Genomic DNA, 23,012 nt, shown 5'->3' on the forward strand with positions numbered 1-23,012 from the left:
GAGTTAGGAATTAGGAGTTAGGAGTTGGGAGTTGGGAGTTAGGAATTAGGAGTTAGGAGTTAGGAGTTAGGAGTTGGGAGTTGGGAGTTAGGAGTTAGGAATTAATAACTCCTCACTCATCACTCTTAACTCCTAACTTTATTTACCTTAGCCGCTAGTTCTGCGGGGTTTATCTGTTCGTAGTGTTCAAAGGGTTGGTGAATCCAGGGATTGTCAGCTAAGTAATCAACATAATAATCGGGTTTTAGAACAGAACAGGCTTTATACCAAAGTACGGCAGTGCGAATTTCTTCAATTGGGGAATGATTATTTTGCTTCAGCCAAGGTATAGTTTGTTCCAGTGTGATGCCAGAGTCTACTAAGTCATCCACTAGGAGAATACGCGAACCTAACTTTTCGGTAGTCATTGTCAAGTGCTGGGAGAAAATTAAATTACTTCTTGCTTGCGTAAGAGCGCCACTGTAAGATGAGGTTGCTAAAATTGCCAGTGGTTGCTGGTATATACGGCAAAGAATATCTCCAATTCGTAGTCCTCCTCTGGCAAGACAGATAATCTGGTTAAATTCCCAACCGGATTCATAAATCTGAATAGCCAGTTGTTCAATTTTTTGGTGATAATCTGACCAAGAAACATAAAGGTCTGGCATAAGTCTAAGGGGAGTGGCGGAAGTCAAAAGTTAAAAGTTTTGTATATCAAGGCTTTTGCAAGTTTTAAAATGGTAGCTTGATTTACGCCAAACTGTCTACGACGGGCTATTCGGCGTTGCAGACTTTTTATTTTAGTATGAGTGCAAAGTTTTATGAACGATTCTGTTGCTGATGGCGATAGCCAACGAGATTTTAAGAGTAAAAAACTTGACCTGAAAATAAAGCTGGCTTATGGGGCAGGGGATTTAGGCCCAGCAATTACTGCAAGTATCTCCCTGTTTCATCTGCTGATTTTCTTTACCAATGTCGCTGGTATCCCTGCGGGTTTAGCTGGCAGTATTTTGATGATTGGCAAAATCTGGGATGGCGTAAATGATCCGCTTGTCGGGTTCCTGAGTGATAAAACGAAATCTCGGCGTTGGGGTCGTCGTCTTCCTTGGATGTTTTATGGAGCAATCCCGTTTGGGATTTTCTTCTTCTTGCAGTGGATTGTACCGCGTTTTAGTGCAAATCAGAGTGATAATATTTGGCCGTTATTCTGGTATTACGTAGTGATTGGGGTGCTATCTCAGTCCTTTTACACGGTTGTAAATTTGCCTTATACGGCGATGACTCCAGAATTAACTCAAGATTATGACGAACGTACCAGCCTTAACAGCTATCGCTTTACATTTTCGATTGGTGGTAGCATTCTGTCATTGATTTTAGGGCTAATTATTCTTAGCAAAATTGCAAATATCCAACAAGCATATCTCGTTTTAGCAGCAGTTTGTACTGTAATTTCGATTTTAGGATTATATTGGTGCGTTTTTGGAGTCCGCGATCGCATCCTGGCTTTTGAGTCGAAACGCATCCAAACTGAGGAACCTGCGTCTCTCTCGTTCTTTGAACAGCTAAAAATTGTCTTTAGCAACCGACCTTTTCTATTTGTTGTTGGTATCTATCTTTTTTCTTGGCTAGGTGTGCAGATTACAGCTAGCATTATTCCCTATTTTGTAGTCTATTGTATGGGTCTCAAATTTGAATCAGATGGGCAGATAATGCTGATTACAGTGCAAGCAACTGCCTTGCTGATGCTATTTGTCTGGGAGGCGCTGAGTAAAAAAATCGGGAAAAAAGTTGTTTATTTTCTAGGAATGAGTTTATGGATAATAGCCGTCGCCGGACTATTTTTCCTACAACCAGGTCAAATAGTTTTGATGTATGTGATGGCTGTTATGGCTGGTATTGGTGTCTCCACAGCTTATCTAATTCCCTGGTCGATGATTCCAGATGTGATTGAATTAGATGAACTGCAAACTGGACAACGCAGAGAAGGCATTTTTTATGGCTTCATGGTTTTGTTACAAAAATTTGGTTTAGCTTTCGGGCTGTTTTTGGTGGGAAATGCTTTGCAAGTAGCCGGTTTCAAAGCATCTGTAGCCGGAAGTCCACCACCCATCCAACCTGAATCTGCACTATTTGCGATTCGCATTGCTGTTGGGCCTCTACCTATAATTTGTTTGCTTTGTGGCTTAGTTTTAACGTATTTTTACCCAATTACCCGCGAGATGCACGCAGAAATTATGCTGAAACTCAAAGAACGGCAAGAGAAGAAGGGGAGTTAAAACAATTCGCAATTCGCAATTCGCAATTCGCAATTACGTTTTGTGACGAAGAGTGCTGTTGTGGGGACGGTTTGGGTCTCGCATTACTTTGGGGGATTTAGATTTAGGCGTTCAATTCGCGCTGCCTGTCTTGCTGGGGACCTAAACTGAACATAGTTCCTTAAAGGAGCAGGGGAAGCAGGGGAGGGACTTGTATTTGCGATCGCAAACTGACTTAACCTAAATTAGCCGCACCAGTTTTTCCGAACACACTTGTGAGTGAACAATTATCACTTTACCTTGCTTTGCTTTTGTTTTTAAGCGAGAAGTATTGCCTGCCTAGTTACTTATAAGCCTTAAAATATCTGTTAGTGTCTTTCCTGAGTAGTATTGAATATCGGGAGAATGAGAAGCTTTATCTACAACGAAGCCAATTTTCATTCCAGATGTATAGGTGACTCCAGAACGGGTAGTTTGTTCAATGCGAATTTCATACTCAACAGGTTGCCCTGGTTTAAGCCAAGAATCAAAGCGATCGCCCAAATTGACAGGGTAAGCATCGGCCCAGTGAGGATAGAGCCGATTTGGAACAAGTGGGTAAGACATCTCGCTGAGTTTGGAATTGTTCTGGGACAAAATAATTGTCAATTTAACCGTTTTTAACTCGCCCTGAAGCTTACCTTCATCTAGAAGAGTAAAATTGCGGGGATCGGGGAAGCGATCAAATCCTTTAAATTTAAAACGTCCTAAACGTTTAGGGTGAATACCTCCAGTAATCGCAATTTCGGTTTGGTTTTGCAAATTATTGAGTTTATATTCCAATGTGCCTGGAATATAAAATTGCAATTTTCCCGATTCAGTAATTTCAGCTTTGAGCAGAGGATCTCCTAAATCTTGTGGGCGTTTAACAGTTTGCCAAGACACTTTAAAAGAACCTTGGACGGTTTCTAATAAACGGTAACGATCTCGGACATCCGAACCAGTACCAAGTAGACTCCGTAGCCCCGTTTTTTTCGACAAATTTTTCTTGATCAGCCCAATGCTTCGATCGACTAACAGGCTAACGCGATTGCCATAACTAATTTGTTCTTGAGGAATTTCTGTACCCTTGACTAACAATACTTGACCGTAACTACCAGGTTCCCCATCTCTACCGTTGCGTCCCGGTTGACCAATAAGGCCATTCTCACAAGTAAAACCTCTCTGCTGTGATAGACCAATATATTTCCAGCCATAGCGGTAGTTTGGATCTAAATTTGGAAGCTGCTGGGGTCGATTTTGTTGTTCGTCATAGAACGCATCACCCGAACAGCGAAATAATTCTCTGTTAATTTCTTGCCACTGGGGATTAGCTACATTGATTTGTTGCGCCATCAATGCCCAAGTGCAATAGTTTACAGTCCAGCGCGGTTGAGTACAGTTACATCCACTACCTGCTTGTCCGCCCTTTCCTGCAATACCTGCCCTCCCGCCCCGATTACGTAACACCACATTCTTGAGTTGAGATAATGACTCAAAGTAAACAGTAGCATTACCGCCATTACCACCATTACCACCATGACCACCATTACCGCCATTACCGCCTTTAGCACCGCATACATTCACTGTTACATCCTGCGGTTGTTGGCATCCAGAAGCTTGTTCACCAGAGGTAGCAGATTCTCCCGCTTCACCATCTGTACCGGAGAGGTCAATCGGTTGTAGTTGTTCGCTAGCGCGAATTATTTGCTCGGTAGTAGAGTTCCCATCTCGTCCAGAGCGACCATCTACCCCATGTCTACCATCTTGGCCAAAAGTTTGTACTTCAGCAGCAACAACATTGACAGCTAGACTGTTAACAATTGTTGCTAGAAGGCATAGTTTGAGAATGTACTGAAGCGGCTGATTAATATTCATACAAGTCAAGTCAAATAAATTAAATAAAACTTTTGATATAGCAATCCTAAATGAGTTACGAACTGGGGTTTGAGTTGGGTAAAACCAGTCATCATTGTTTTGTTGGATACCTTATATAAGTGATAATCTCTACAAAATTAGCGATCGCACTTGGACGAACAGACATCGCACGCTTATTATCCTTTATACATGAGCGATCGGGGTAGTGTTACGGAAGCTGTCACCAGGGGCAAAGTAGTACAGAAGTATTAAACTGGAAACTTTCCCATCACCCCGTCGTATTCTTTTTGAGCTTCCCCTATTGACAACCGTGAGTACACTTCCAGCGACTGACGAGACGAATGTCCTGAGTAAGGTTGGATCAGTGCATCATCAATTCCTTGTTTTTTCAGCCATGTCAGCCATTCCACTCTTGGAAATGAGGCAAATTTCTATGTAGTTGTGTACCCATACGTGATTTTGTTATTGGGGATGTGGGTAAAGTATTACGACTGCAAGGTATTTTGCCTAACCTAGTATATAGGACTTACGCAAAAAACCTCTCAAACTCTTATTCCTCCGTGGACTCTGCGTCTCTGTGGTTCGATTTTCCGTTACCTGTGCGTAAGTCCTGGTATATTAACTTGTGCTTCATTTGTGACTAGCGATCGCTTTTAGGGAAAAGCTTTAATATTGTGAGTATTAAATCTGCATCAAGACAGGAATTACCGACACGATTTTCTCAGCTTCATTTACTCTAATCTGCGCTAACCCAAATTGTTCAATTACTGCTGCATTCGTCGTTAAATGTCTACTCACCTCAGCCACCCGGTAATGACTTTCCTGTGAAGCTAAAGCAGCCGGTAATAATAACTGGTCTGCTAAGTGTTCATCCACTGCTGCGCCGGTTTGATGAAACTCAAGCAGTTGCTGACAAGCAATTTCTGCAACTGTCTCCGCCGACAACCGTAATCTCCCAAATCCACCAAAGCCAGTCAAGCTGTTTTGATACTCAGCAGTTAAAAAAATACCCGCCCCGGGTGCTACACCTCTTTCTCGCAAAGCGTGTATAGTAACTTTTAAATGGGCTGACCGTAACAAACTCTCGGCACGATTCGCCATTCGTTGGGGAATATGCGAAGGCAATTCGGTTACCACTGCTAGCCCTTGCACCTGTTGTAAGTTTCCCCGTTCTAGCAAGTTGATCCCGTTGAGTTTACCACCGCCAGTCACCTGTAATTCTACCTCTCCGCCACCTTGGGGAAACCACCCCCAAGCGCCTAACTTGACTTGGGATTCTACACCCATGCGTTGCAATATTGGTAAATAAACTTGCTCAATGTACGTTACTGTCGGGCTAAAGTTTACATGAGTTCCACCCTTTAGAGTTACTTGGGAATTGCCAGATGCTAGGGCCAGAGGTAACAGAATTGTCTGTAAAACTAGAGCGATCGCACCCGCAGAACCACCAACTTGTGCTTTACTAACATCAAAGGTATAAGTTCCAGCTTGCACAGCACTACCTGGTATAAATTCCAGCAGCATTGAACCCAAATCATCACCGCGTAGTTGGGCATTGCAAATTCTCGCCGCAGCCCGAACTGCTGTTAAATGTTGTGCTGCTAATCCTGGCTTTTTGCGTCCAGCGCGAATGCCTGAAATTCGTATGGGTTCGCCAGTGATAGCCGCTAGACTTAAGGAAGTGCGAAGAACTTGTCCGCCTCCCTCTCCGTAGGAACCGTCAATTTCAATCATGGGCGATTTTGGGATGTTGGATTTTGGGTTATCCCCACGGGTATTGAAATCAAACCACAAATTATAAACGCCTAATAGTTAGCTTTTTGAAGCGAAGTTACACAAATATACAGAAAAAATTCTGATGTGTGTTTTTTGTAGTTTGCTAATTTTGAATTTGGAATTGAAGAACCTTGCTTTTACCGGGATTCATCAACCGATATGGGTCAACTATTTTCTTAAATTTTAACTGCTCAGGATCTGGCCGCCATATTGCTGTACCAAACTGGGTAAGAATTCCAAACTCGATTCAGCAACTATCAAAAATACTGGGTGAGTCCCTATATCCTTTTTTTAACGCAAAGGTACGCAAAGGTTTACGCAGAGTAACGTAGAGAATTAAGTCCTCTGCGCCCCTTTGCGCTTCCCTCTGCGTACCTTTGCGTTTTAAAATCTTAATTCTCATCTTTCACAGCACTTTCACTTACTTAATATCAAGTCAGATAAGGCACTCAAGCCGACAAAAATTAATACACCCAACCCAGTTGTCTTTGAGGTCGGGAAGGCTAAGGCGATGAATTGCTGTTGATGAGGGTAATGACGGATTCATAAAACAGTATGATGTTCTCTTCTATTTGCCGTTGTAGCTGAATCTAAAGGTACACTCTAGAATCAACTTTTGATTCACTAGCGAAAAGGGCTGAATTTCTAAAGCACTTTTAAAAGCTTTAATGGCTTCACCATACTCTCCTAGTGCTGCATAGCACAAACCCATACCATGAAGCGCTCCAAAATGTATTGGATTTATCTGCACAACCATCTGACAATCTGCCAAAGATTTTTGATAATCTCCAATACTGTAATAAAGAAAAGCACGGCGGTTCCAAGCTTCGGCAAAATCTGGCTGGTCTTTGATTAGTGCTGTCAGCGCTGTTTCGGCTTCGGTAATTTCACCCGCATCTAGTAACTTTTGACTGCGATCAATTATTTCCAGCCCATAAATTCCCTTTTGCTGAAACCAAATCCGCCAGATTTTTCTGGTTGCTTTTTCGCGGACTGTGGCATCCGGGTTTTTTAACTCTTCAAGTAAGGAATTGATTGATAAAGAATCCATGAATTTGAAATCAGTGAATATACCTTTGTATTAACTTTCTCACAAAATATATCTATTAAATCATTTTTAAAGTCATCTTTAAATTGGCGGTAATTTATTGCTAATTATGAATTTTCTGTATGATTTATTGTGTTCAGTATACGACTAATACCACACTCGACATTTAGAGTCATAAAAATAAAAACTAACTAGTGCCGCAATGCGGATATAAATATACCATTTAAAATGCCGCAAGAAGCTCAAAATACAATTATGCGTGAATGCGTGACTTGGAGTACTAAAGGTAGTTGACAAATCCCTAATGACTAAAAGCTTATGAAAGCATCCCCAAAAAATAATCACCATGCCAAAGCAAACGACGTTTCCAGGTATAAGCTGTTGCACATTTAAATGTATTTCGTGCATAAGGCTGAAGATTAGATGGGGCATTCTGCACGATATTTAGTAAACTATATAACTGATAAGTCTTCAAGGCTTTTTAACCTGGCGGGGCATTGATCAAAGCAGACACAAGGGAATTGCATAAAAGTTATGGCGCTCATAGTTCAGAAATACGGTGGTACATCTGTCGGTTCAGTCGAACGTATTCAAGCTGTTGCAGGGCGTATTTATAAAACTGTTAAAGCTGGAAACTCGCTTGTAATAGTAGTTTCGGCAATGGGCAAAACCACCGATGGACTCGTCAAACTCGCTAATGAAATTTCTGCAAATCCTAACCGCCGGGAAATGGATATGCTGCTTTCTACTGGGGAACAAGTCACCATCGCTTTACTTAGTATGGCTTTGCAGGAACTCGGACAACCAGCAATTTCGATGACTGGCGCTCAAGTAGGAATTGTTACCGAAGCCGAACACAGCCGCGCTCGGATTTTACATATTGAAACTACTCGCCTAATTCGTCACATAAATGCCGGAAAAGTAGTTGTAGTAGCGGGCTTTCAAGGGACATCCAGCGCCGGAGAAATGGAAATTACAACTTTGGGGCGTGGTGGATCTGACACTTCGGCGGTGGCGATCGCAGCCGCATTACGAGCGAATTTTTGTGAAATTTATACAGACGTTCCAGGGATTTTAACTACAGACCCCCGTTTAGTTCCCGAAGCCCAGTTGATGGATGACATCACCTGCAATGAAATGTTGGAATTAGCTAGCTTAGGGGCAAAAGTGCTGCATCCCCGCGCTGTGGAAATTGCCCGCAACTATGGTGTCCCCTTAGTAGTTAGGTCTAGCTGGACGGATGCCCCCGGTACTTGGGTAACATCAGCCAAACCCCAAGGGCGATCGCTAATCAATCTAGAAATTGCCCTCCCCGTGGATGCTGTAGAATTTGACACTAACCAAGCAAAGGTTGCTTTGTTGCGCGTACCCGATAAACCAGGTATAGCAGCAAGGTTATTTGGGGAAATTTCTCGGCAAAAAATAGACGTAGATTTGATTATTCAGTCAGTTCATGAAGGTAACAGTAATGACATTGCCTTTACTGTCACCACACCAATATTAAAACGGGCAGAAGCAGTAACAGCAGCGATCGCCCCAGCACTGAGAAGTCAATCTAACCCCAAATCTGACGAAGCCGAGGTAATGGTAGAACATAACATTGCCAAAGTCAGCATCGCAGGCGCAGGAATGATTGGCCGTCCTGGTGTAGCTGCGAAGATGTTCGCTACCCTAGCAGAAGCAGGCGTGAACATCCAGATGATTTCCACCAGCGAAGTCAAAGTAAGTTGCGTAGTCAATGCAGCCGAATGCGATCGCGCCGTCAACGCACTCCGCAGCGCCTTTGAGATAGAGCCAGGGGAGCAGGAAGCTCTTAGCAGAGGAGAATTCCTCACTCCTAACTCCTCACTCCTAACTCCTCACTCCCCACCCCCCGTTCGCGGTGTCGCTCTCGATTTGAATCAAGCGCGTCTTGCGATTCGCCAATTACCAGATCGGCCGGGGATGGCGGCGAAGTTGTTTGGACTGTTAGCGCAGCATAATATCAGCGTTGATATGATTATCCAATCTCAGCGCTGTCGGGTAATTGATGGTGTTCCCAGACGAGATATTGCCTTTACAGTGTCGCGGATCGATGGGGAAAATGCAAAAGAAATGCTTACCGAAGTAGCAGCAGAATTAGGATGGGGTGAAATTATTTTAGATAGTGCGATCGCTAAAGTCAGTATTGTAGGTGCAGGTATGGTGGGACAACCAGGTGTAGCCGCTAAAATGTTTGAAGCACTAGCCGAAGACCAAATTAATATTCAAATGATTGCTACCTCAGAAATAAAAATTAGCTGTGTCGTGGCACAAGAGCAAGGTGTTAAAGCTTTGCAGGCTATTCATGCTGCTTTTGGACTGGCTGGTAGTGAGAAATTTGTCGTCCCAGCCTAGAACTAAATTTTGAATTTTGAATTGCTGATTATCTATTGCGATAGAACATTATAAAGTTACTTACCTGGGCGATTAGAAATCGCGTCTACACAGACGAAACCCACCTCCGTGGGTTTTAAATTGCTGATTTTGTATTAGTGCGCGTTCGGCTGGCGTTCCGAAGGAAAGGCGGACGAAAGTTTGTGTATAATTCTATTCGCCCAAAACTTGTTCATTCATCCTCTAAGCTATAATAAAACAATTTATCAGACTATATTTATATTGATGAATAGTCATTTACTAAATGAACGTTATCGAATAATTAAAGTTCTCAATGATGGTGAAAAGGGAAAAACCTATCTAGTTGAAGATGTTAATCTTGCTGGCAGCCAATTTATAGTAAAACAATTATGTCCTCCTAGTAACAATCCTCAAAATTTAACAATTTTACACCATTTGTTTGCCAGTCTTGCAGCAACTTTAGAAAAACTAGGACAGAAACACGAAAAAATTCAAAAGCTAATTGCTTATTTTGAAGAAAATCAAGAATTATATATAGTCCAAGAATTGATCGCCGGGAATCCTTTAACCGATGAAATTATTCAAGGACAACCTTTAAGGGAAGACCAAGTAATTAGTCTTTTATCAGATATATTAGAAATTTTAGTGATTGTACATAGCTATGGCGTGATTCATCGGGATATTAAACCAGCTAATATTATTCGCCGTGAATCAGACAAAAAATTAGTTTTGGTTAATTTTGGGATTAATGAAGCCATGACTAATACCATTGAAAATATCGAATATATGCCTATAGAACAAGTTAACGGCAATCTGAAATACAACAGCGATATATATGCTTTAGGTATGGTTGCGATCGCAGCCCTTTTAGGTTTATCTGGAACCGAAATATCTAATTTACGAACTCAGAAAAATCGGCTAACAGGTGAAATAGTTTGGCGAAACAAAAATCTAAAAGTTAACAAAAAATTAGCAATAATTATTAATAGAATGGTGCGTTTTGACTATCGTAAGCGCTACCAATATGCAACCGAAGTTTTAGACGATCTGAAAAAGATAACAAATCTTGAACGCAATCGGGAAAAACAGCATCAGAAAAAATTATTACTAGTTCTGACTGGAGTAGCTGGGTGTATCACACTTGGTGTTGGGGCGTGGCAACTGAGGTTGCCAAAATTTCTAACAAATGCTCAACAGACATTATATCAAGAGGGAGTCAATAAATATGATGCAGGAAACTATGAAGGAGCAATTGAAGATTTCAATCAGGCGATTGAATTAGATCCAAAAAATGCTTTGGCTTATAATAGGCGAGGCGATGCTTATTATCGATTAGGAGACTACGAGCAAGCACAAGCAGATTCTAGCCAAGCTATTTTACTCAATCCTCAAGATGCTAATGCCTATTTTGACCGAGGATTTGCTTTGTCTGAATTAGGTAAGTACAAAGAAGCGATCGCAGACTATACCCAAGCGATTAAGTTAAATTCTCAGGATGCTTATGCTTATTATGGCCGGGGGTTAGCCCGTACTAAACTGAAGGATAATAAAGGAGCAATTGAAGATTTTAGCAAAGCGATCGCTCTCAAACCTCAGTATACCGAAGCTTACTTGCAGCGAGGGATTATTCACCGTCGCCTCAAACAAAGACTTGAAGCAATCCAAGATTTTGATACAGTAATTAAGATTAATCCTAGTGATGCTAAAGGTTATTATCAAAGAGGTTTAACTCAATCTATTAATAACCAAAAAGATGCAGCAATTAAAGATTATACGGACGCAATTAACATCAATCCCAAATACATAGAAGCTTATCTTAATCGTGGTGATATTTACAGCGATATAGGAGATAACCTCGAAGCTACTGAAGATTACAACGCTATTTTACAGATTGATCCTAAATTTAGTGCAGCTTACATCCATAGAGGTATTCACCGCTTTTCTTTCGGAGATTATAAAGGCGCTATTGAAGATTACACCGAAGCGCTAAAATTAGATTCTAATGATGTAGTGGCTTACAACAACCGTGGTAATGCTTATCTCGAACTGGGAAATAAAAAAGCTGCAAATCAAGATTATTCACGAGCGATCGCAATTAATTCTAACAATGCCTTAGCCTATTATAATCGCGGCGTGATTCGCACTAAACAGAAAAATAAACAGGGAGCGATCGCAGATTTCAAAAAAGCTGCAAAACTATTCCAACAGCAAGGGGAACAAGATAGTTATCAAGATGCACAGAGGGAAATTGCAATTCTGCAAAATAATTCAGCACCAGCGACAACTACCCGCCCTAAATCTGGTAAAAGAGAAAAAAATTGAGCTATGACTCAATACTAGTAATACCATTTTAAGGAACGTGAATTAAATATAGGACTTACGTAAAAATTTCCAATGGATAACCCAACCAGTGAAGGAACTATTCAATCAAGAATTAGTTCATCACGTTGATAAACTCTGGCAATAATATCAAGCTTTGAGAGCCTGGATGTCAGAATTAATGGAAATTCAACGCGATAATATTGCTAGCAAAACTGGTGAACGAATTAATCGTTTGACTATTCTCTCGACTATATTTTTACCAATCACTTTCATGTCTGGTTTTTATGGCATGAACTTCAAATATATGCCGGAATTAGAGGAACCTTGGGCTTATCCTGCGGTGATCTGCGTGATGGCATTAATTGTGATTGGTAGTATTATCTATGCTAAAAAACAACGTTGGTTGTAGCTTTGTTCAAGTTATGAACAAAAACATCCCCGGCTTCTTGAAGAAGTCGGCGATCTGAGCTTGACTTTTCATGGTATTAAGAGTGTGTAATTATAAATTCTGGAGCATCGGTTATTGTTGCTCATCCTAAGAGGGTATAAGTAAGTAGGCGCAATCAAACCAAACTGTGTGAATAAAAGTAAACAAGGCTCAAACTCTTTCCCCCAGCAAGAACAGTAAGAACTGCCCCCTTGCAGCCTTAATGATAAGTCTTTAACCGGACACGATATCACAAGGCTGTGCGAATAGGAAACGCTATAATATTTTGTGCAAAAGCGAAAAATAAGTTACTAATCACTAAAAATACTGTATTTTAAATTTGATTATTTTGCATGATCATCTAACTTATGAATGTTACTTAATGTAGGTGTAGAAGATGGTTGCTTGGTTTAATATTGATAAAAACCGACTTATTGTTGCAGATGTAATTACCAAGGCTTGGGATGATTCGCAATATAAATCAATGTTCATTGCTGAACCGAAAAGGATTTTGCGAGAAGCTGGTGTAGATAACATTCCTGAAACCATAGAAATTCAGGTACTAGAAAATACTTCTCAACGTCAATACATCGTCTTTCCGCAAGAAGTTTCTACTAATGACTATAATGATCTGATCGGAGGCATACAAAATTTACTGCCACTCCAGCCAAAACAAGAAATAGTTCTTGTTCAAAATACTGAAAATTTGCAATTTATTATTTTACCTATTCCTCATGAAGATTTTCTTACTGAATCTACCTTGGAAGCAATACACGGAGGTATACCATCGGTTGTAAGTTCGCAGCTAGTAGCTGCTAAACAGGTACTTATAGCTACTGTCGCAGCTGTAGTAACAAAAACTAAAGTTGCTGTAACAGGTTAGCTATCTTCATCGGTGAAAGGTTAAGACCAAATTATTCTTGTGAATAGTAATTATTTTGTAAATCAACTACTTAATAAGGCTACTATTTGATTTTTGAAATACACGTAGTAAATGGTATGTTTTACATATCAGGGCTTTGTAAGGTATAGCCCTACTTACAGATACTTAGAGTTTTGAAAAAATCAAACAAACCTAATTCCTATATTACTTATTGACAAATTGTTTAGAAGCTTAACCTTTAACTGATGAGCTATGTTGCTTGTGCCACTCTAGAAAAGTGCAATAACTGAAAAATTTAACAGAAAAAAACGGAATAATCTATGCAAATCGCCGAAAAAAATAGTTGGGAGATGACAACAATTTCTATTGAGGAAGGGTTGAAAACAGGGGATATAAAACTCTTATTAGGCAATCAGCAAAATATTGATACAGACTATGTTGCAACCATAGCAAAGATTAAACGATTTCTAGAAAGGTGGTCTGCCGATCGTGAATTTCGGGAAACTCTTCCATTTGACCCTTATGGCATGACGCGTAAATATAACCTTGATATAGATCCAGAAGAAATCAGGCTGTTATGGGACATCGAATTTCTCCAAACTTATGACCCAGATAGACCAATCCCTCTCAAAGTAAAACAATACGACGCATATATCAGTGAGAGCTTGGAATACCGGGACAAGGTACGGGAAGAAGGAGTTCCACTTGATCCATTATTTAAAGCCTGGCGATCGCGCCAAATCCGTCGTATATCTAGCGAATGTGGTTTTGAAAAAGCACATAGTATTGTTCATGCCCCTTTCGCAATAGAGCTTTCTAAAGGCTGTTCAGTGGGATGTTGGTTTTGTGGAGTAGCAGCCCAGCGTCTAGAAGGTATTTTTTATTATAGTGAAGACAATGCTCGTCTTTGGCGTCAAGTACTAGAAGTTCTCAGGGAAGTAATTGGCCCAGGAGCGAGTCAGGGATTTTGTTATTGGGCGACAGATCCTCTGGATAATCCTGATTATGAACATTTCCTGATTGACTTTCATGCAGTCTTAAATAATCTTCCTCAGACTACTACAGCATCAGCCATGAGGAATCCTCAACGAACTAAGAATCTCTTAAAATTGTCTAAAGAAAAAAACGGCGTAGTGGAACGTTTTTCGCTTTTGACTCTCAAAGAGTTTGATAAAGTTCATCAGGAGTTTAGTGCTGAAGAATTGATGTCTGTTGAGCTTATCTGCCAAAATGATGAGGCTTTTGGCGCGAAAGCTTACGCAGGGAGAGCGCGTGAGGAGCGTTTTCGCAAGCGGGTAGAAGCGTCCAATCATTTTCATACTTATGATGGTTCTTACGTTTCTGATACCATTGCTTGTGTTTCTGGGTTTTTGTTAAACATGGTAGACTTGACTGTTAAGTTGATCAGTCCATGTAATGCCGATGAAACATGGCCTTTAGGATATCGCGTTTACGATGAAGCTACTTTCAATACAGCTTCTGAACTGCATATAGTTCTAAAGCAAATGATTAAGAAGCACATGCCACTAACCTTGAGCTTGCAACATAACATCAGTTTTAGACCGGATTTAAAATATGAGAAGGATGAAGATGCTATTCACTTGTCATCCCAATCGGTGAAGCATACCTTTGATGGCACACCACAACTTCAAGAAATAGTAGAATTTGCGTTCGGAAAGTGTCAAACTGTTGCAGAACTGGCATTGTTATTGGAACGCGAAAAAGGAATTGATTTAACTCAAACGTTGTATTACTTAAACCAAATGTTTCAGGAGAGTATGATAGAGCATTCACCACACAAAGAGATTGGATAATAACGCAAGTTGCTATAACAATCCGTGCAGGAGTTATGAACAAAAACATCCCCGACTTATTAAACAAGTCAGGGATCTGAGCCTGTCGCTGTTTGCAAATCAAATAGGATTGCTATTTCCCATTAAGACTCAAGGTAATTAACCTTCCTTGCGAATAAATCTGGGGGGTTCCAACTCCATTAAGCAGAACTTCCTGACTTTTTCAATGAACTGTCCCTCTCAATGATTCAGCATCAACGGGTTTAATTAGGTAAGTCTGCAATAGATGCCCAACAATGGAGACTATCAAGGGTAATTTTTGGCAGAATTTGACAACTAGTGAGCGTAGCTTGCCGCCGTAGGCATCGCTGTTGTTAATCTCTGCTAATTTCAAATTAAGGTCAGAACACTTCTCCAACCGCCGGAAAAACTCTGGATGATTTGTATTCAAAATCAAAGGAAATGCCCGCGCGGCGGTGTTATTCGTCTCTTGAATGACTCTGGTATTATATTCGCGCGGATCTATGCCAATGGATTGATAAAACGTAGCGCGTTCAAATACTGTCAAGGTATGAGTAGCAAAAACACTCAGTAAAAAGAAACGCACCCATAATCTAGCTCTCCAATTGTTCCATAATTGAGGTTGCGATCGCAGCAGCGCTTTAAAGAAATCTCCATGTCGATTTTCATCCTGACACCAACTTTCAAACTTGCGAAACAAAGGATAAATTTGGTGTTCTGGATGTTTTTCCATGTGGCGGTACACCAAGATGTAGCGCCAGTAGCCAATTTTCTCAGATAGGTAGACTGCGTAAATAATCCACTCTGGCGGAAAGAAGGTATAAGTGCGATTTTTAGTTAAATAACTTAAGTCGAGGGAAAGATTAAAATCTGCCATTGACTTATTTAAAAATCCTGCATGGCGTGCTTCATCCCGCGCCATAAAATTAAAAGCATCCGCCAAAATCGGATTGCGGTTTTTCAGACGGCGTGATAACTCTTTAAACAGCAGAAACCCAGAAAACTCTGAAGTGCAAGAACGTTCCAAAAAGTCAATAAAGGCGACGCGCGTTTCTCCATCAATGTGATCCCAACACTGCTGAAATTCTTCATCACGGACAAAGTGATGACGGTTATAGTCAGCTCGTAATTCCTCTACAATTGCCAGTAACTCAGCTTCCTGGGACGAAATATCCAATTGCGCCGCAGCTTCAAAGTCAGTAGTATAAAACCGGGGTGTTAATAATGTTTCTTGAACAGGCGCTTTTACACCTGGTTTTAGCAACTCAGGTTCGGGGGTTTCTAAAGACTTAACCATAAGAATCCTTTGATTATTTCATCCTTTAAAAGTTATATAAGCATAAATAGCTCTTTGTAGACATCAGTTAAATTATTGAGAGTAAATTGTGAGAAATAAACTTATTATGCGTTGTTTCAGGAGAGTTTAAATGCCTATCCCACAATCAGTATTGTTACTATTTAAGTGGGAAGTGCCTAAGGGAGAAAATTAGAAAAATATAAATAAATACTAATAAATTTAGAGTTATATATAAATTAATAGTTAAATAATCTTAGGAGAAATACAGCAGTATTTAGATAGTGAACCAGCCTTATTGCTAGGTCATGCCTACACTCGCTACATGGGAGTTAAAAGTTAGGAGTTAGGAGTTAGGAGTTAAAAGTTAGGAGTTAGGAGTTAAAAGTTAGGAGTTAGGAGTTATTACTCTTCCCCTGCTCCCTCATCCCCCTCATCCCCCTCATCCCCCTCTTCACTGGAAAGCAACTCAATGGTTTTTCTATTACCTGGTGTCAAGTTTGATCTGGATCTGATTCAAAAGTACGACACTCGCGCACCTAGATACACCAGTTACCCGCCCGCTACAGAGTTAAGCGAAACATTTACTGAAACTGATTTTAAGGCCGCGATCGCAGCCTCGAATCAACGCAAAACTCCTATGAGTTTATATTTCCATATCCCCTTTTGCCAAAGTGCTTGCTACTTCTGCGGCTGTAACACGGTAATTTCCAACAACAAGAATATTGCCAAACCTTACGTAGAATCTTTAGCTCAAGACATTAAAAACACCGCAGCTTTAATCGATCGAGATAGAAAAGTGCTGCAAATCCACTGGGGAGGCGGTACTCCTAATTACTTGGATCGTCACCAAATAGAATTTTTATGGAAAAAGATCAATCGCCATTTCAACATCGATCCACAAGCAGAGATATCAATTGAGATTAATCCTCGTTATATCGATAAAAACTACATTTTCTTTCTCAGAGAAATTGGCTTTAACCGTATAAGTTTTGGCATTCAAGATTTTAATACCCAAGTTCAAGTAGCTGTAAATCGTGTCCAGCCAGAAGAAATGCTATTTGATGTTATGAGTTGGGTTAAAGAAGCTAAGTTTCAAAGTGTGAATGTAGACCTTATTTATGGTTTACCTTATCAAACCCGCGAGACATTTCGGGAGACATTGAAAAAAACTGTTGAGTTAGATCCTGACCGAATTGTTGTCTTTAACTTTGCTTATGTACCCTGGATCAAACCTACACAAAAAAATATTCCTCAAGAGGCGCTACCCCCAGCCGAGGAAAAGTTAGAAATTCTCAAAATGACCATTGAAGAATTAACGAATAACCAATATCTATTTATTGGGATGGATCATTTTGCTAAAACTAATGATGAACTAGCGATCGCTCAACGCAATGGCACTCTCAAACGCAATTTCCAGGGCTACACTACCCATGCTGAGACAGAACTATTTGGTTTTGGTTCTACATCCATCAGTATGCTAGAAGATGCTTATGCTCAAAATCACAAGGAATTAAAGGATTATTATCAGTCAGTTGCAGCCAGTGCTTTACCTGTTAGCAAAGGTATTAAACTTACTCAAAACGATATCATCCGACGCGATGTAATCATGGGCATTATGTCTCATTTTCAATTGCATAAGCAAGATATTGAAAACAAATACGATATCAATTTTGATGAATATTTCTCTGAGGAACTAGAGGCGTTAAAACCACTAGAAGCCGATGGTCTAGTCAGTATATCAAAAAATCAGATCCAGATTACAGATATCGGTAGATTACTAGTCAGAAATATTGCCGTCATCTTTGATACTCATACAAGAATGCGAGATACAAAATTCTCCCGCGCCATTTGATACCATGTCCGCATAAGAGACTAGCGCCAAGCCAGAAAACCGCACTGGCTCCTCTTAATCGCCTCTCGAAAAGCGGGGAGGGATTATTCGGATTTAATAAGTAATCAATAGTTGTAGTTATGATATAAATTATACAAGTAACGGTTACATACTATGGGAGCATCCCGTCAGGCGCAAAAAACTTGATAGCCCTCATCCCCTAACCCCGAATCCCTTCATTTAGGATTCGCCGAACTAGAATTATTTCTCCCCTCTCCCAAATTTGGGAGAGGGGCTGGGGGTGAGGGAAAAGATTTAAGCCAAAATACGGTTGAGGGGATTTAACTAATTACAAAATAAATTACAAATTCCAAATTATTTTAAAGCATCTCCAAAAAGTTAGATTATTTTTTTACATCTTAAGATAGATATAAAAAATATATTATTGATTATTTAATGAATTCTAGAGCAAATAACGTCTAGACTTGTGTATTCAATAACTCCTGATTTATCTGACAAAACTTATGTTTAGGCTTTTTATCGTGTAAATAAAAATTCCAATTTCCATCTGAACCTTGACGTAAAGTTTTTTGTCTAACTTTTGGATTTAGCATTTATCCCATCTGGTAGAAAGAATTGTGAATCAGAGTTGATAACTTAGATACAAGTGGGATTGTTGAGGGAGTTATGAGTATTCTTGCTTGGGTAGTTTTAGGCTTTTTGGCAGGTGCGATGCCTAACGGCGGGCAATGCTTACGCTAAAGCTATTCATCCTGGTTATCAGGGTGGTGGAATTCTCTCCACAATGATTTTGGGTATTATTGTGGCTTTCGTCGGTGGAAGTCTGTTTACCTTACTACGAACAGGAAATCTCCAAATTACTGCGGCTGGCGCTGGTTTAACTCTTCCAGGTATTTTAGTGGCTGTGGTTGGCGCAATCGTTGCTATTTACCTCTGGGGATTAATCAGAAGAAGCAGCAATGCTTAATCGCTGATTGACAGTTATCAAAACTGACATGACTACTTTATTTTATTGGTCTTTTAGTGAAGCAGTTTGAGAAGCTATTAAATCTCAAATTAGCTATATTTGGAAAGATGCTGAAAGACAATAAAATAGTTTTTCAATTCTCTAACATCATAATTTTTGGAAGTGTAAATCTATGTTTTTTCACAAAAAAGAGCCTATTCATGCAGTTAACGTAACTGAACCAAACCCTCGTTTTGCTCAGTTGCTTTTAGAGCAGTTTGGCGGAGCTACTGGAGAACTTAGTGCAGCACTTCAATATTGGGTTCAATCATTCCATGTCGAAAATGCTGGAATTAAAGACATGCTCCAAGACATTGCGATCGAGGAATTCAGCCATTTAGAAATGGTTGGTAAACTCATTGAAGCTCATACTAAGAATACGGATCAAACAGAGGCTTATAAGAGTACTCTATTTGCAGTCCGAGGCATGGGGCCTCATTTTCTAGATAGCCAGGGTAATGCTTGGACTGCAAGTTATTTGAACGAAGGCGGAGATGTAGTACGTGATTTAAGAGCTAACGTTGCAGCAGAAGCTGGCGCTCGTCAGACTTACGAAGAACTGATTAAGTTAGCAACTGATAAAGGAACCCAAGAAACTTTAGTCCATCTGTTGACACGAGAAATTTCTCATACCCAGATGTTTATGAAAGCTCTAGATTCGCTGGGTAAATTGACAGATCCGTTCTTTGGTAATATTAAGCCAGATGAAACTGTTGCTCTCTACTACAACTTATCTACAGACGGAGATGGTAAAGACGAGCGTGGCCCTTGGAATTCTGAGCCAACATTCAAATACATTGCGAATCCGTTAGAAAAGCACTCTTAATTCCATAGATTGCAGTTAGAGCTTCTTGAAAACTCTCAATCGTTAGGTAGGCAAACAGCCCACTTTATTTAGCAATGGTTAAACTGTTTGTCTACATCAGGGATTTGTGAGCAAAAATTTAACTTTATCTATAATATTCCCGATTTCTTAAAGAAGTCGGGAATTTAAGCGGATCAGTATTTGCTGATATTAATTTGGATGCAATACGCGCTTTAGATATATATCTCAGCGCCATGAATAATGGACTAAGTTAGACTCAATTGAAAATGGCTATAAATATTAAGCCACACTGAAGAAGTCAGAGCGATCGCCTCTTCAATCTATACCCCGATGTTTCTGAATTCAGAAATTAATTCAACTCAAAATCAAAACTAAGAATCAGGAGATTAATTTGTGATTGTCAACGCTACTCCAAATGGTTGGGAAGTCATTTATCACCGCGCTCATGCTTTGCTAGCAGCTCAACTGGGGGGACAGTGGCGGCGTAAAGATGCTCCAGCAAGGTTATATGAAACTATCGCTGCAATTTCTCATCACGATGATCTAGAAAAAGAGTGGGAAGAAGATATTCTGACTGAAGCCGGTGCGCCATTGGACTTTACCCTGGCCACAAAAAAAGATGCAGAAATTGGTATTAATAAATTAGCCGATTTGGTAAAGAATGCTCGCTACCGGGGACGGTGGGTGGCTCTACTAATTTCCATGCACATCAGCCGTTTAAATGAGCCAAGCCGGGGTCAGTTTCCAGAACTAGACAAAATATTAGATGAGCAACTGCAAAACCAGCAACGTTGGCGCAAAGAACTAGGTATCGAAAAAGAAGAAGTTGATGCAGCCTATGCATTTATGCAATGGTGCGATCGCCTTTCTCTGATCTTATGTCAGCAAGAACTACCTGAGGATGAGCGGTTTTTAGAAATTAGCAAAGGCCCTGAAGGTCAGCGCTATGACATCATGCAGCGCAGCGATAACTTGGTTGTTGTCAAACCTTGGCCTTTCCAAGACGAAAAATTTACAGTCAACGTCGAAGCCTGCGACCTTTCCCAAGTTAAATTTGAGAGCAGCGCTGAACTAGCTCAAGCACTACAAGAAGCTCCCATCAAGGTACTAGAGTGGACATTCGTTAAGAGTTAGATAGTTGTCGCCGCCATAATCAGTTATCAGTTATCAGTTATCAGTTACTTACATGTAGCGTTGCTAGAAGACTTAGACCCACCGATAAATATAGCGGTTCCCATTCAGATAAGGTACAACATTACATCACGAGGTGTAGGGGCTAGGTGCAATGCCTTTCTTGTGTCAACTTAACGTGAAAGCCATGTCCCGCAAGGAACTGAAGTTCCTTACTAATAGCGAAAGTCATCTGAGAGATGACTAAATATAGCCAAAAATCTTTAGTCTACTGAAGTAGACCGAAAACTTTTGCGTTAGCGAAGCTCACCAAAGGTATCGATAAAAAATAGTACTGTATGATACCGTTTGTTGAGAAATGTACAAAAGGTGATTGCGAGGAATGAATTATAAACAAAGTGCAAAGCTTCTCTTAGATATTTAACAGGGGGAGAAAGGGGAAGACAGAGGCAACCGCTTTCTCCCCCTCTTCTAATGATTATCATTATTGTTTGAGCGGAGTTTCTTGGTTTTTGTTGATTAATTATTCTTTGGAAGTCCCTTAACACTCCTCATGCCCCGTTTGCTAAAGTGCTGTAGCAGAAAGAGCTATCTGCAAAGATAAATTTCTCAAAGCCAGTCGTAGACAAGCTAATGGAGTTTCCATTGTTGTTGAAACTGATGTTGGCACTTTCAAGGGTATTGCCAGAAATAACACCAGATACAATCAGTTGGGAGCGTTTGAAAGCGCTCAAATCCAGGGTGTCAAAACCTTTACCACCATCAACATTCGCTTCCCCAAATCCTTTGAAGTAGTCATCCCCAGTACCCAGATCAACCTTGATACCGCCACCGATAGAGACTTTTTGTTGAACACCATCTAGAATACTGGTGGCGATAAGAGAGTCATTCCCATCGCCAGTGTTGATGATTCCTTGTCCATAAATGCCGTATGCAGTACCACCAATTGTTGAAGATGCCTGTCCAGTAATTTTGTCAGAACCATTGCCCTGATCAATGACTCCATCGTTGAAGATGCCATAGGTGGTGGCATTTTTTCCTAAACTGTTGCCATAACCGATAATCGTGTCGTTGCCCAACCCTGTAGTAATGGTGGCGTCTTTAGTGTTTTGGATACCGATTCCAGTACCGCCGTTGCCGCCGTTACCTGTGCCAGTGATCGTGTCTTCTCCGACTCCGGTATCGAGTTTTTTACTGTTACTGATACCTATCCCAGTACAGCTAACAGTTAATATCAAGTCCGGTTAATAAGTTACGTGGGTTTAAGTCCCCCAGTTCCAAAATCACGCAAGTATGTTAGGCGGGGTCTAAATCCCCGTTACAAAACTGTACTTCAGACGAACGACTTCTTTAATCATTTATAATTACCGCATCTGTGCAAAAATCGGAAAAGCCTCTTTCCCCCACGCTATTATTATTCAATAAAAAAGAGCCAGATAACTAACTTTCTGGCTCAAAGCTGGAGACAAAAGAATTATCGAATAAAGCCTAATTTGGCTAAAAACCTAAATTCTTCCCAGGTTATGCAGCCCTAAGACAACGCCCACTCCTAAGATATGACCAAAGGCAGTACTTGCTAAAAGGGCTGGTAAACCAAAATCACCTAAGAAATTGAGTGAGGGTAGTTTTGGTTCTGCGTTGGGATATTTGATGGTAGATTTACCAAAGGCAATGGCAACGATATTAGCAATAATGATAATGACTGCAACTGCGGGACTCCATTGCAGAGGCGTGGTTGCAGCAGCGAGTAAGGTTGAAGTAAACACCTGATTTGCTCCTGAAATTTATAAATGATTGCAAATATAATCTGAGACTTTCCGACGCAAATTCCAGAAAGTACCCGATTTTGCATCAATATTTAACACTTATTCTCACTACTTAATACAACGTGAGTTCAACGTGATTAATTTAGGACTTACGCAAAATCGCCAAAAAGCTTAATTTATCGAACTACTTTCTCTAAAAGAGGCTGTGCGTGCGCCTGCTTTTTCGCTTCGTCCAACTCAACATTAATGCATGTATAGGACTTATACCAATTTAATATGAAGCTGCATAGAAAAGAGCTTCTAAAATAAAGTTATAAGATGAGATAGATATCACCTCATCAAATGTAAGTTGCTCAAA

The 23,012-nt window shown here is 40.4% G+C and carries 17 protein-coding genes and 2 pseudogenes; 10 read left to right on the forward strand and 9 right to left on the reverse strand.

Features of this window, described 5'->3' with window-relative positions:
* Positions 1-125: 125 nt before the first annotated feature.
* Complete coding sequence (locus V7K73_RS23965; RefSeq protein WP_334883704.1) at positions 126-647, reverse strand: phosphoribosyltransferase; 522 nt, start codon at positions 645-647, stop codon at positions 126-128.
* A 153-nt stretch (positions 648-800) separates the two neighbouring features.
* Between V7K73_RS23965 and V7K73_RS23970 the strand changes: the two genes are divergently transcribed.
* A complete protein-coding gene (locus tag V7K73_RS23970; protein WP_334883706.1) occupies positions 801-2,255 on the forward strand; it encodes an MFS transporter in 1,455 nt (484 codons plus the stop codon).
* Positions 2,256-2,573: 318 nt separating this feature from the next.
* Here V7K73_RS23970 and V7K73_RS23975 read toward each other — a convergent pair whose 3' ends face one another.
* From V7K73_RS23975 to V7K73_RS23995, 5 genes are all read right to left on the reverse strand, one after another.
* The gene (locus V7K73_RS23975) at positions 2,574-4,130 is read right to left on the reverse strand and encodes a hypothetical protein (protein WP_334883708.1); all 1,557 of its coding nucleotides are present in this window, start codon (positions 4,128-4,130) and stop codon (positions 2,574-2,576) included.
* Between the two features lie 248 nt (positions 4,131-4,378).
* Positions 4,379-4,540 carry a hypothetical protein gene (locus V7K73_RS23980; RefSeq protein ID WP_334883709.1) on the reverse strand — a complete coding sequence of 54 codons (162 nt, stop codon included), beginning with the start codon at positions 4,538-4,540 and terminating at the stop codon, positions 4,379-4,381.
* Between the two features lie 271 nt (positions 4,541-4,811).
* A complete protein-coding gene (gene rtcA / locus V7K73_RS23985; protein ID WP_334883711.1) occupies positions 4,812-5,864 on the reverse strand; it encodes an RNA 3'-terminal phosphate cyclase in 1,053 nt (350 codons plus the stop codon).
* A 610-nt stretch (positions 5,865-6,474) separates the two neighbouring features.
* Positions 6,475-6,957, reverse strand: coding sequence for a tetratricopeptide repeat protein (locus V7K73_RS23990; RefSeq protein ID WP_334883713.1), 483 nt, complete (start codon positions 6,955-6,957; stop codon positions 6,475-6,477).
* A gap of 313 nt (positions 6,958-7,270) precedes the next feature.
* A complete protein-coding gene (locus V7K73_RS23995; protein WP_334883715.1) occupies positions 7,271-7,429 on the reverse strand; it encodes a hypothetical protein in 159 nt (52 codons plus the stop codon).
* Between the two features lie 59 nt (positions 7,430-7,488).
* On the opposite strand from V7K73_RS23995, the gene V7K73_RS24000 reads away from it, so the two are divergent.
* From V7K73_RS24000 to V7K73_RS24020, 5 genes and pseudogenes are all read left to right on the forward strand, one after another.
* Positions 7,489-9,330: an aspartate kinase gene (locus V7K73_RS24000; RefSeq protein ID WP_334883717.1), complete on the forward strand. Its 1,842-nt coding sequence runs from the start codon at positions 7,489-7,491 to the stop codon at positions 9,328-9,330.
* Positions 9,331-9,594: 264 nt separating this feature from the next.
* Positions 9,595-11,652 carry a tetratricopeptide repeat protein gene (locus V7K73_RS24005; RefSeq protein WP_334883719.1) on the forward strand — a complete coding sequence of 686 codons (2,058 nt, stop codon included), beginning with the start codon at positions 9,595-9,597 and terminating at the stop codon, positions 11,650-11,652.
* A gap of 61 nt (positions 11,653-11,713) precedes the next feature.
* Positions 11,714-12,061 (forward strand): annotated as a pseudogene (locus V7K73_RS24010) (magnesium transporter CorA family protein); the annotation flags it as partial.
* Positions 12,062-12,476: 415 nt separating this feature from the next.
* Positions 12,477-12,962 (forward strand): NHLP leader peptide family RiPP precursor, encoded by a 486-nt coding sequence (locus tag V7K73_RS24015; RefSeq protein WP_334883721.1) that lies wholly within the window; start codon positions 12,477-12,479, stop codon positions 12,960-12,962.
* A gap of 320 nt (positions 12,963-13,282) precedes the next feature.
* Positions 13,283-14,776 carry a radical SAM family RiPP maturation amino acid epimerase gene (locus V7K73_RS24020; protein ID WP_334883723.1) on the forward strand — a complete coding sequence of 498 codons (1,494 nt, stop codon included), beginning with the start codon at positions 13,283-13,285 and terminating at the stop codon, positions 14,774-14,776.
* A 202-nt stretch (positions 14,777-14,978) separates the two neighbouring features.
* On the opposite strand, the gene acsF is transcribed toward V7K73_RS24020, so the two are convergent.
* Positions 14,979-16,073, reverse strand: coding sequence for a magnesium-protoporphyrin IX monomethyl ester (oxidative) cyclase (gene acsF / locus V7K73_RS24025; protein ID WP_334883725.1), 1,095 nt, complete (start codon positions 16,071-16,073; stop codon positions 14,979-14,981).
* Positions 16,074-16,542: 469 nt separating this feature from the next.
* Between acsF and hemN the strand changes: the two genes are divergently transcribed.
* The 4 genes and pseudogenes from hemN (at position 16,543) to V7K73_RS24045 (ending at position 20,891) form a co-directional block, all read left to right on the forward strand.
* Positions 16,543-17,925, forward strand: a complete 1,383-nt coding sequence (hemN, locus tag V7K73_RS24030; RefSeq protein WP_334883727.1) for an oxygen-independent coproporphyrinogen III oxidase — start codon at positions 16,543-16,545, stop codon at positions 17,923-17,925.
* 666 nt (positions 17,926-18,591) lie between these two features.
* Positions 18,592-18,892: pseudogene (locus V7K73_RS24035) on the forward strand (GlsB/YeaQ/YmgE family stress response membrane protein).
* Between the two features lie 172 nt (positions 18,893-19,064).
* Complete coding sequence (locus V7K73_RS24040) at positions 19,065-19,757, forward strand: manganese catalase family protein (RefSeq protein WP_334883729.1); 693 nt, start codon at positions 19,065-19,067, stop codon at positions 19,755-19,757.
* Between the two features lie 393 nt (positions 19,758-20,150).
* On the forward strand, positions 20,151-20,891 hold the full coding sequence (locus V7K73_RS24045; RefSeq protein ID WP_334883731.1) for a DUF3891 family protein: 741 nt from the start codon (positions 20,151-20,153) through the stop codon (positions 20,889-20,891).
* A 548-nt stretch (positions 20,892-21,439) separates the two neighbouring features.
* On the opposite strand, the gene V7K73_RS24050 is transcribed toward V7K73_RS24045, so the two are convergent.
* Together V7K73_RS24050 and psaK are read right to left on the reverse strand one after the other, a co-directional pair.
* Positions 21,440-22,126 (reverse strand): hypothetical protein, encoded by a 687-nt coding sequence (locus V7K73_RS24050; RefSeq protein ID WP_334883733.1) that lies wholly within the window; start codon positions 22,124-22,126, stop codon positions 21,440-21,442.
* Between the two features lie 267 nt (positions 22,127-22,393).
* Complete coding sequence (gene psaK / locus V7K73_RS24055) at positions 22,394-22,654, reverse strand: photosystem I reaction center subunit PsaK (RefSeq protein WP_334883737.1); 261 nt, start codon at positions 22,652-22,654, stop codon at positions 22,394-22,396.
* Between the last annotated feature and the right edge of the window lie 358 nt (positions 22,655-23,012).

The organism is Nostoc sp., assembly GCF_036916975.1.
Taxonomy (GTDB): Bacteria; Cyanobacteriota; Cyanobacteriia; order Cyanobacteriales; family Nostocaceae; genus Nostoc.

Excerpts from the sequence above, each read along its gene's own strand:
- V7K73_RS23965 (WP_334883704.1), bottom strand. The coding sequence starts at position 647 with ATGCCAGACCTTTATGTTTCTTGGTCAGATTATCACCAAAAAATTGAA.
- V7K73_RS23970 (WP_334883706.1), top strand. The coding sequence starts at position 801 with ATGAACGATTCTGTTGCTGATGGCGATAGCCAACGAGATTTTAAGAGT.
- V7K73_RS23975 (WP_334883708.1), bottom strand. The coding sequence starts at position 4,130 with ATGAATATTAATCAGCCGCTTCAGTACATTCTCAAACTATGCCTTCTA.
- rtcA (WP_334883711.1), bottom strand. The coding sequence starts at position 5,864 with ATGATTGAAATTGACGGTTCCTACGGAGAGGGAGGCGGACAAGTTCTT.
- V7K73_RS23990 (WP_334883713.1), bottom strand. The coding sequence starts at position 6,957 with ATGGATTCTTTATCAATCAATTCCTTACTTGAAGAGTTAAAAAACCCG.
- V7K73_RS24000 (WP_334883717.1), top strand. The coding sequence starts at position 7,489 with ATGGCGCTCATAGTTCAGAAATACGGTGGTACATCTGTCGGTTCAGTC.
- V7K73_RS24005 (WP_334883719.1), top strand. The coding sequence starts at position 9,595 with ATGAATAGTCATTTACTAAATGAACGTTATCGAATAATTAAAGTTCTC.
- V7K73_RS24015 (WP_334883721.1), top strand. The coding sequence starts at position 12,477 with ATGGTTGCTTGGTTTAATATTGATAAAAACCGACTTATTGTTGCAGAT.
- V7K73_RS24020 (WP_334883723.1), top strand. The coding sequence starts at position 13,283 with ATGCAAATCGCCGAAAAAAATAGTTGGGAGATGACAACAATTTCTATT.
- acsF (WP_334883725.1), bottom strand. The coding sequence starts at position 16,073 with ATGGTTAAGTCTTTAGAAACCCCCGAACCTGAGTTGCTAAAACCAGGT.
- hemN (WP_334883727.1), top strand. The coding sequence starts at position 16,543 with ATGGTTTTTCTATTACCTGGTGTCAAGTTTGATCTGGATCTGATTCAA.
- V7K73_RS24040 (WP_334883729.1), top strand. The coding sequence starts at position 19,065 with ATGTTTTTTCACAAAAAAGAGCCTATTCATGCAGTTAACGTAACTGAA.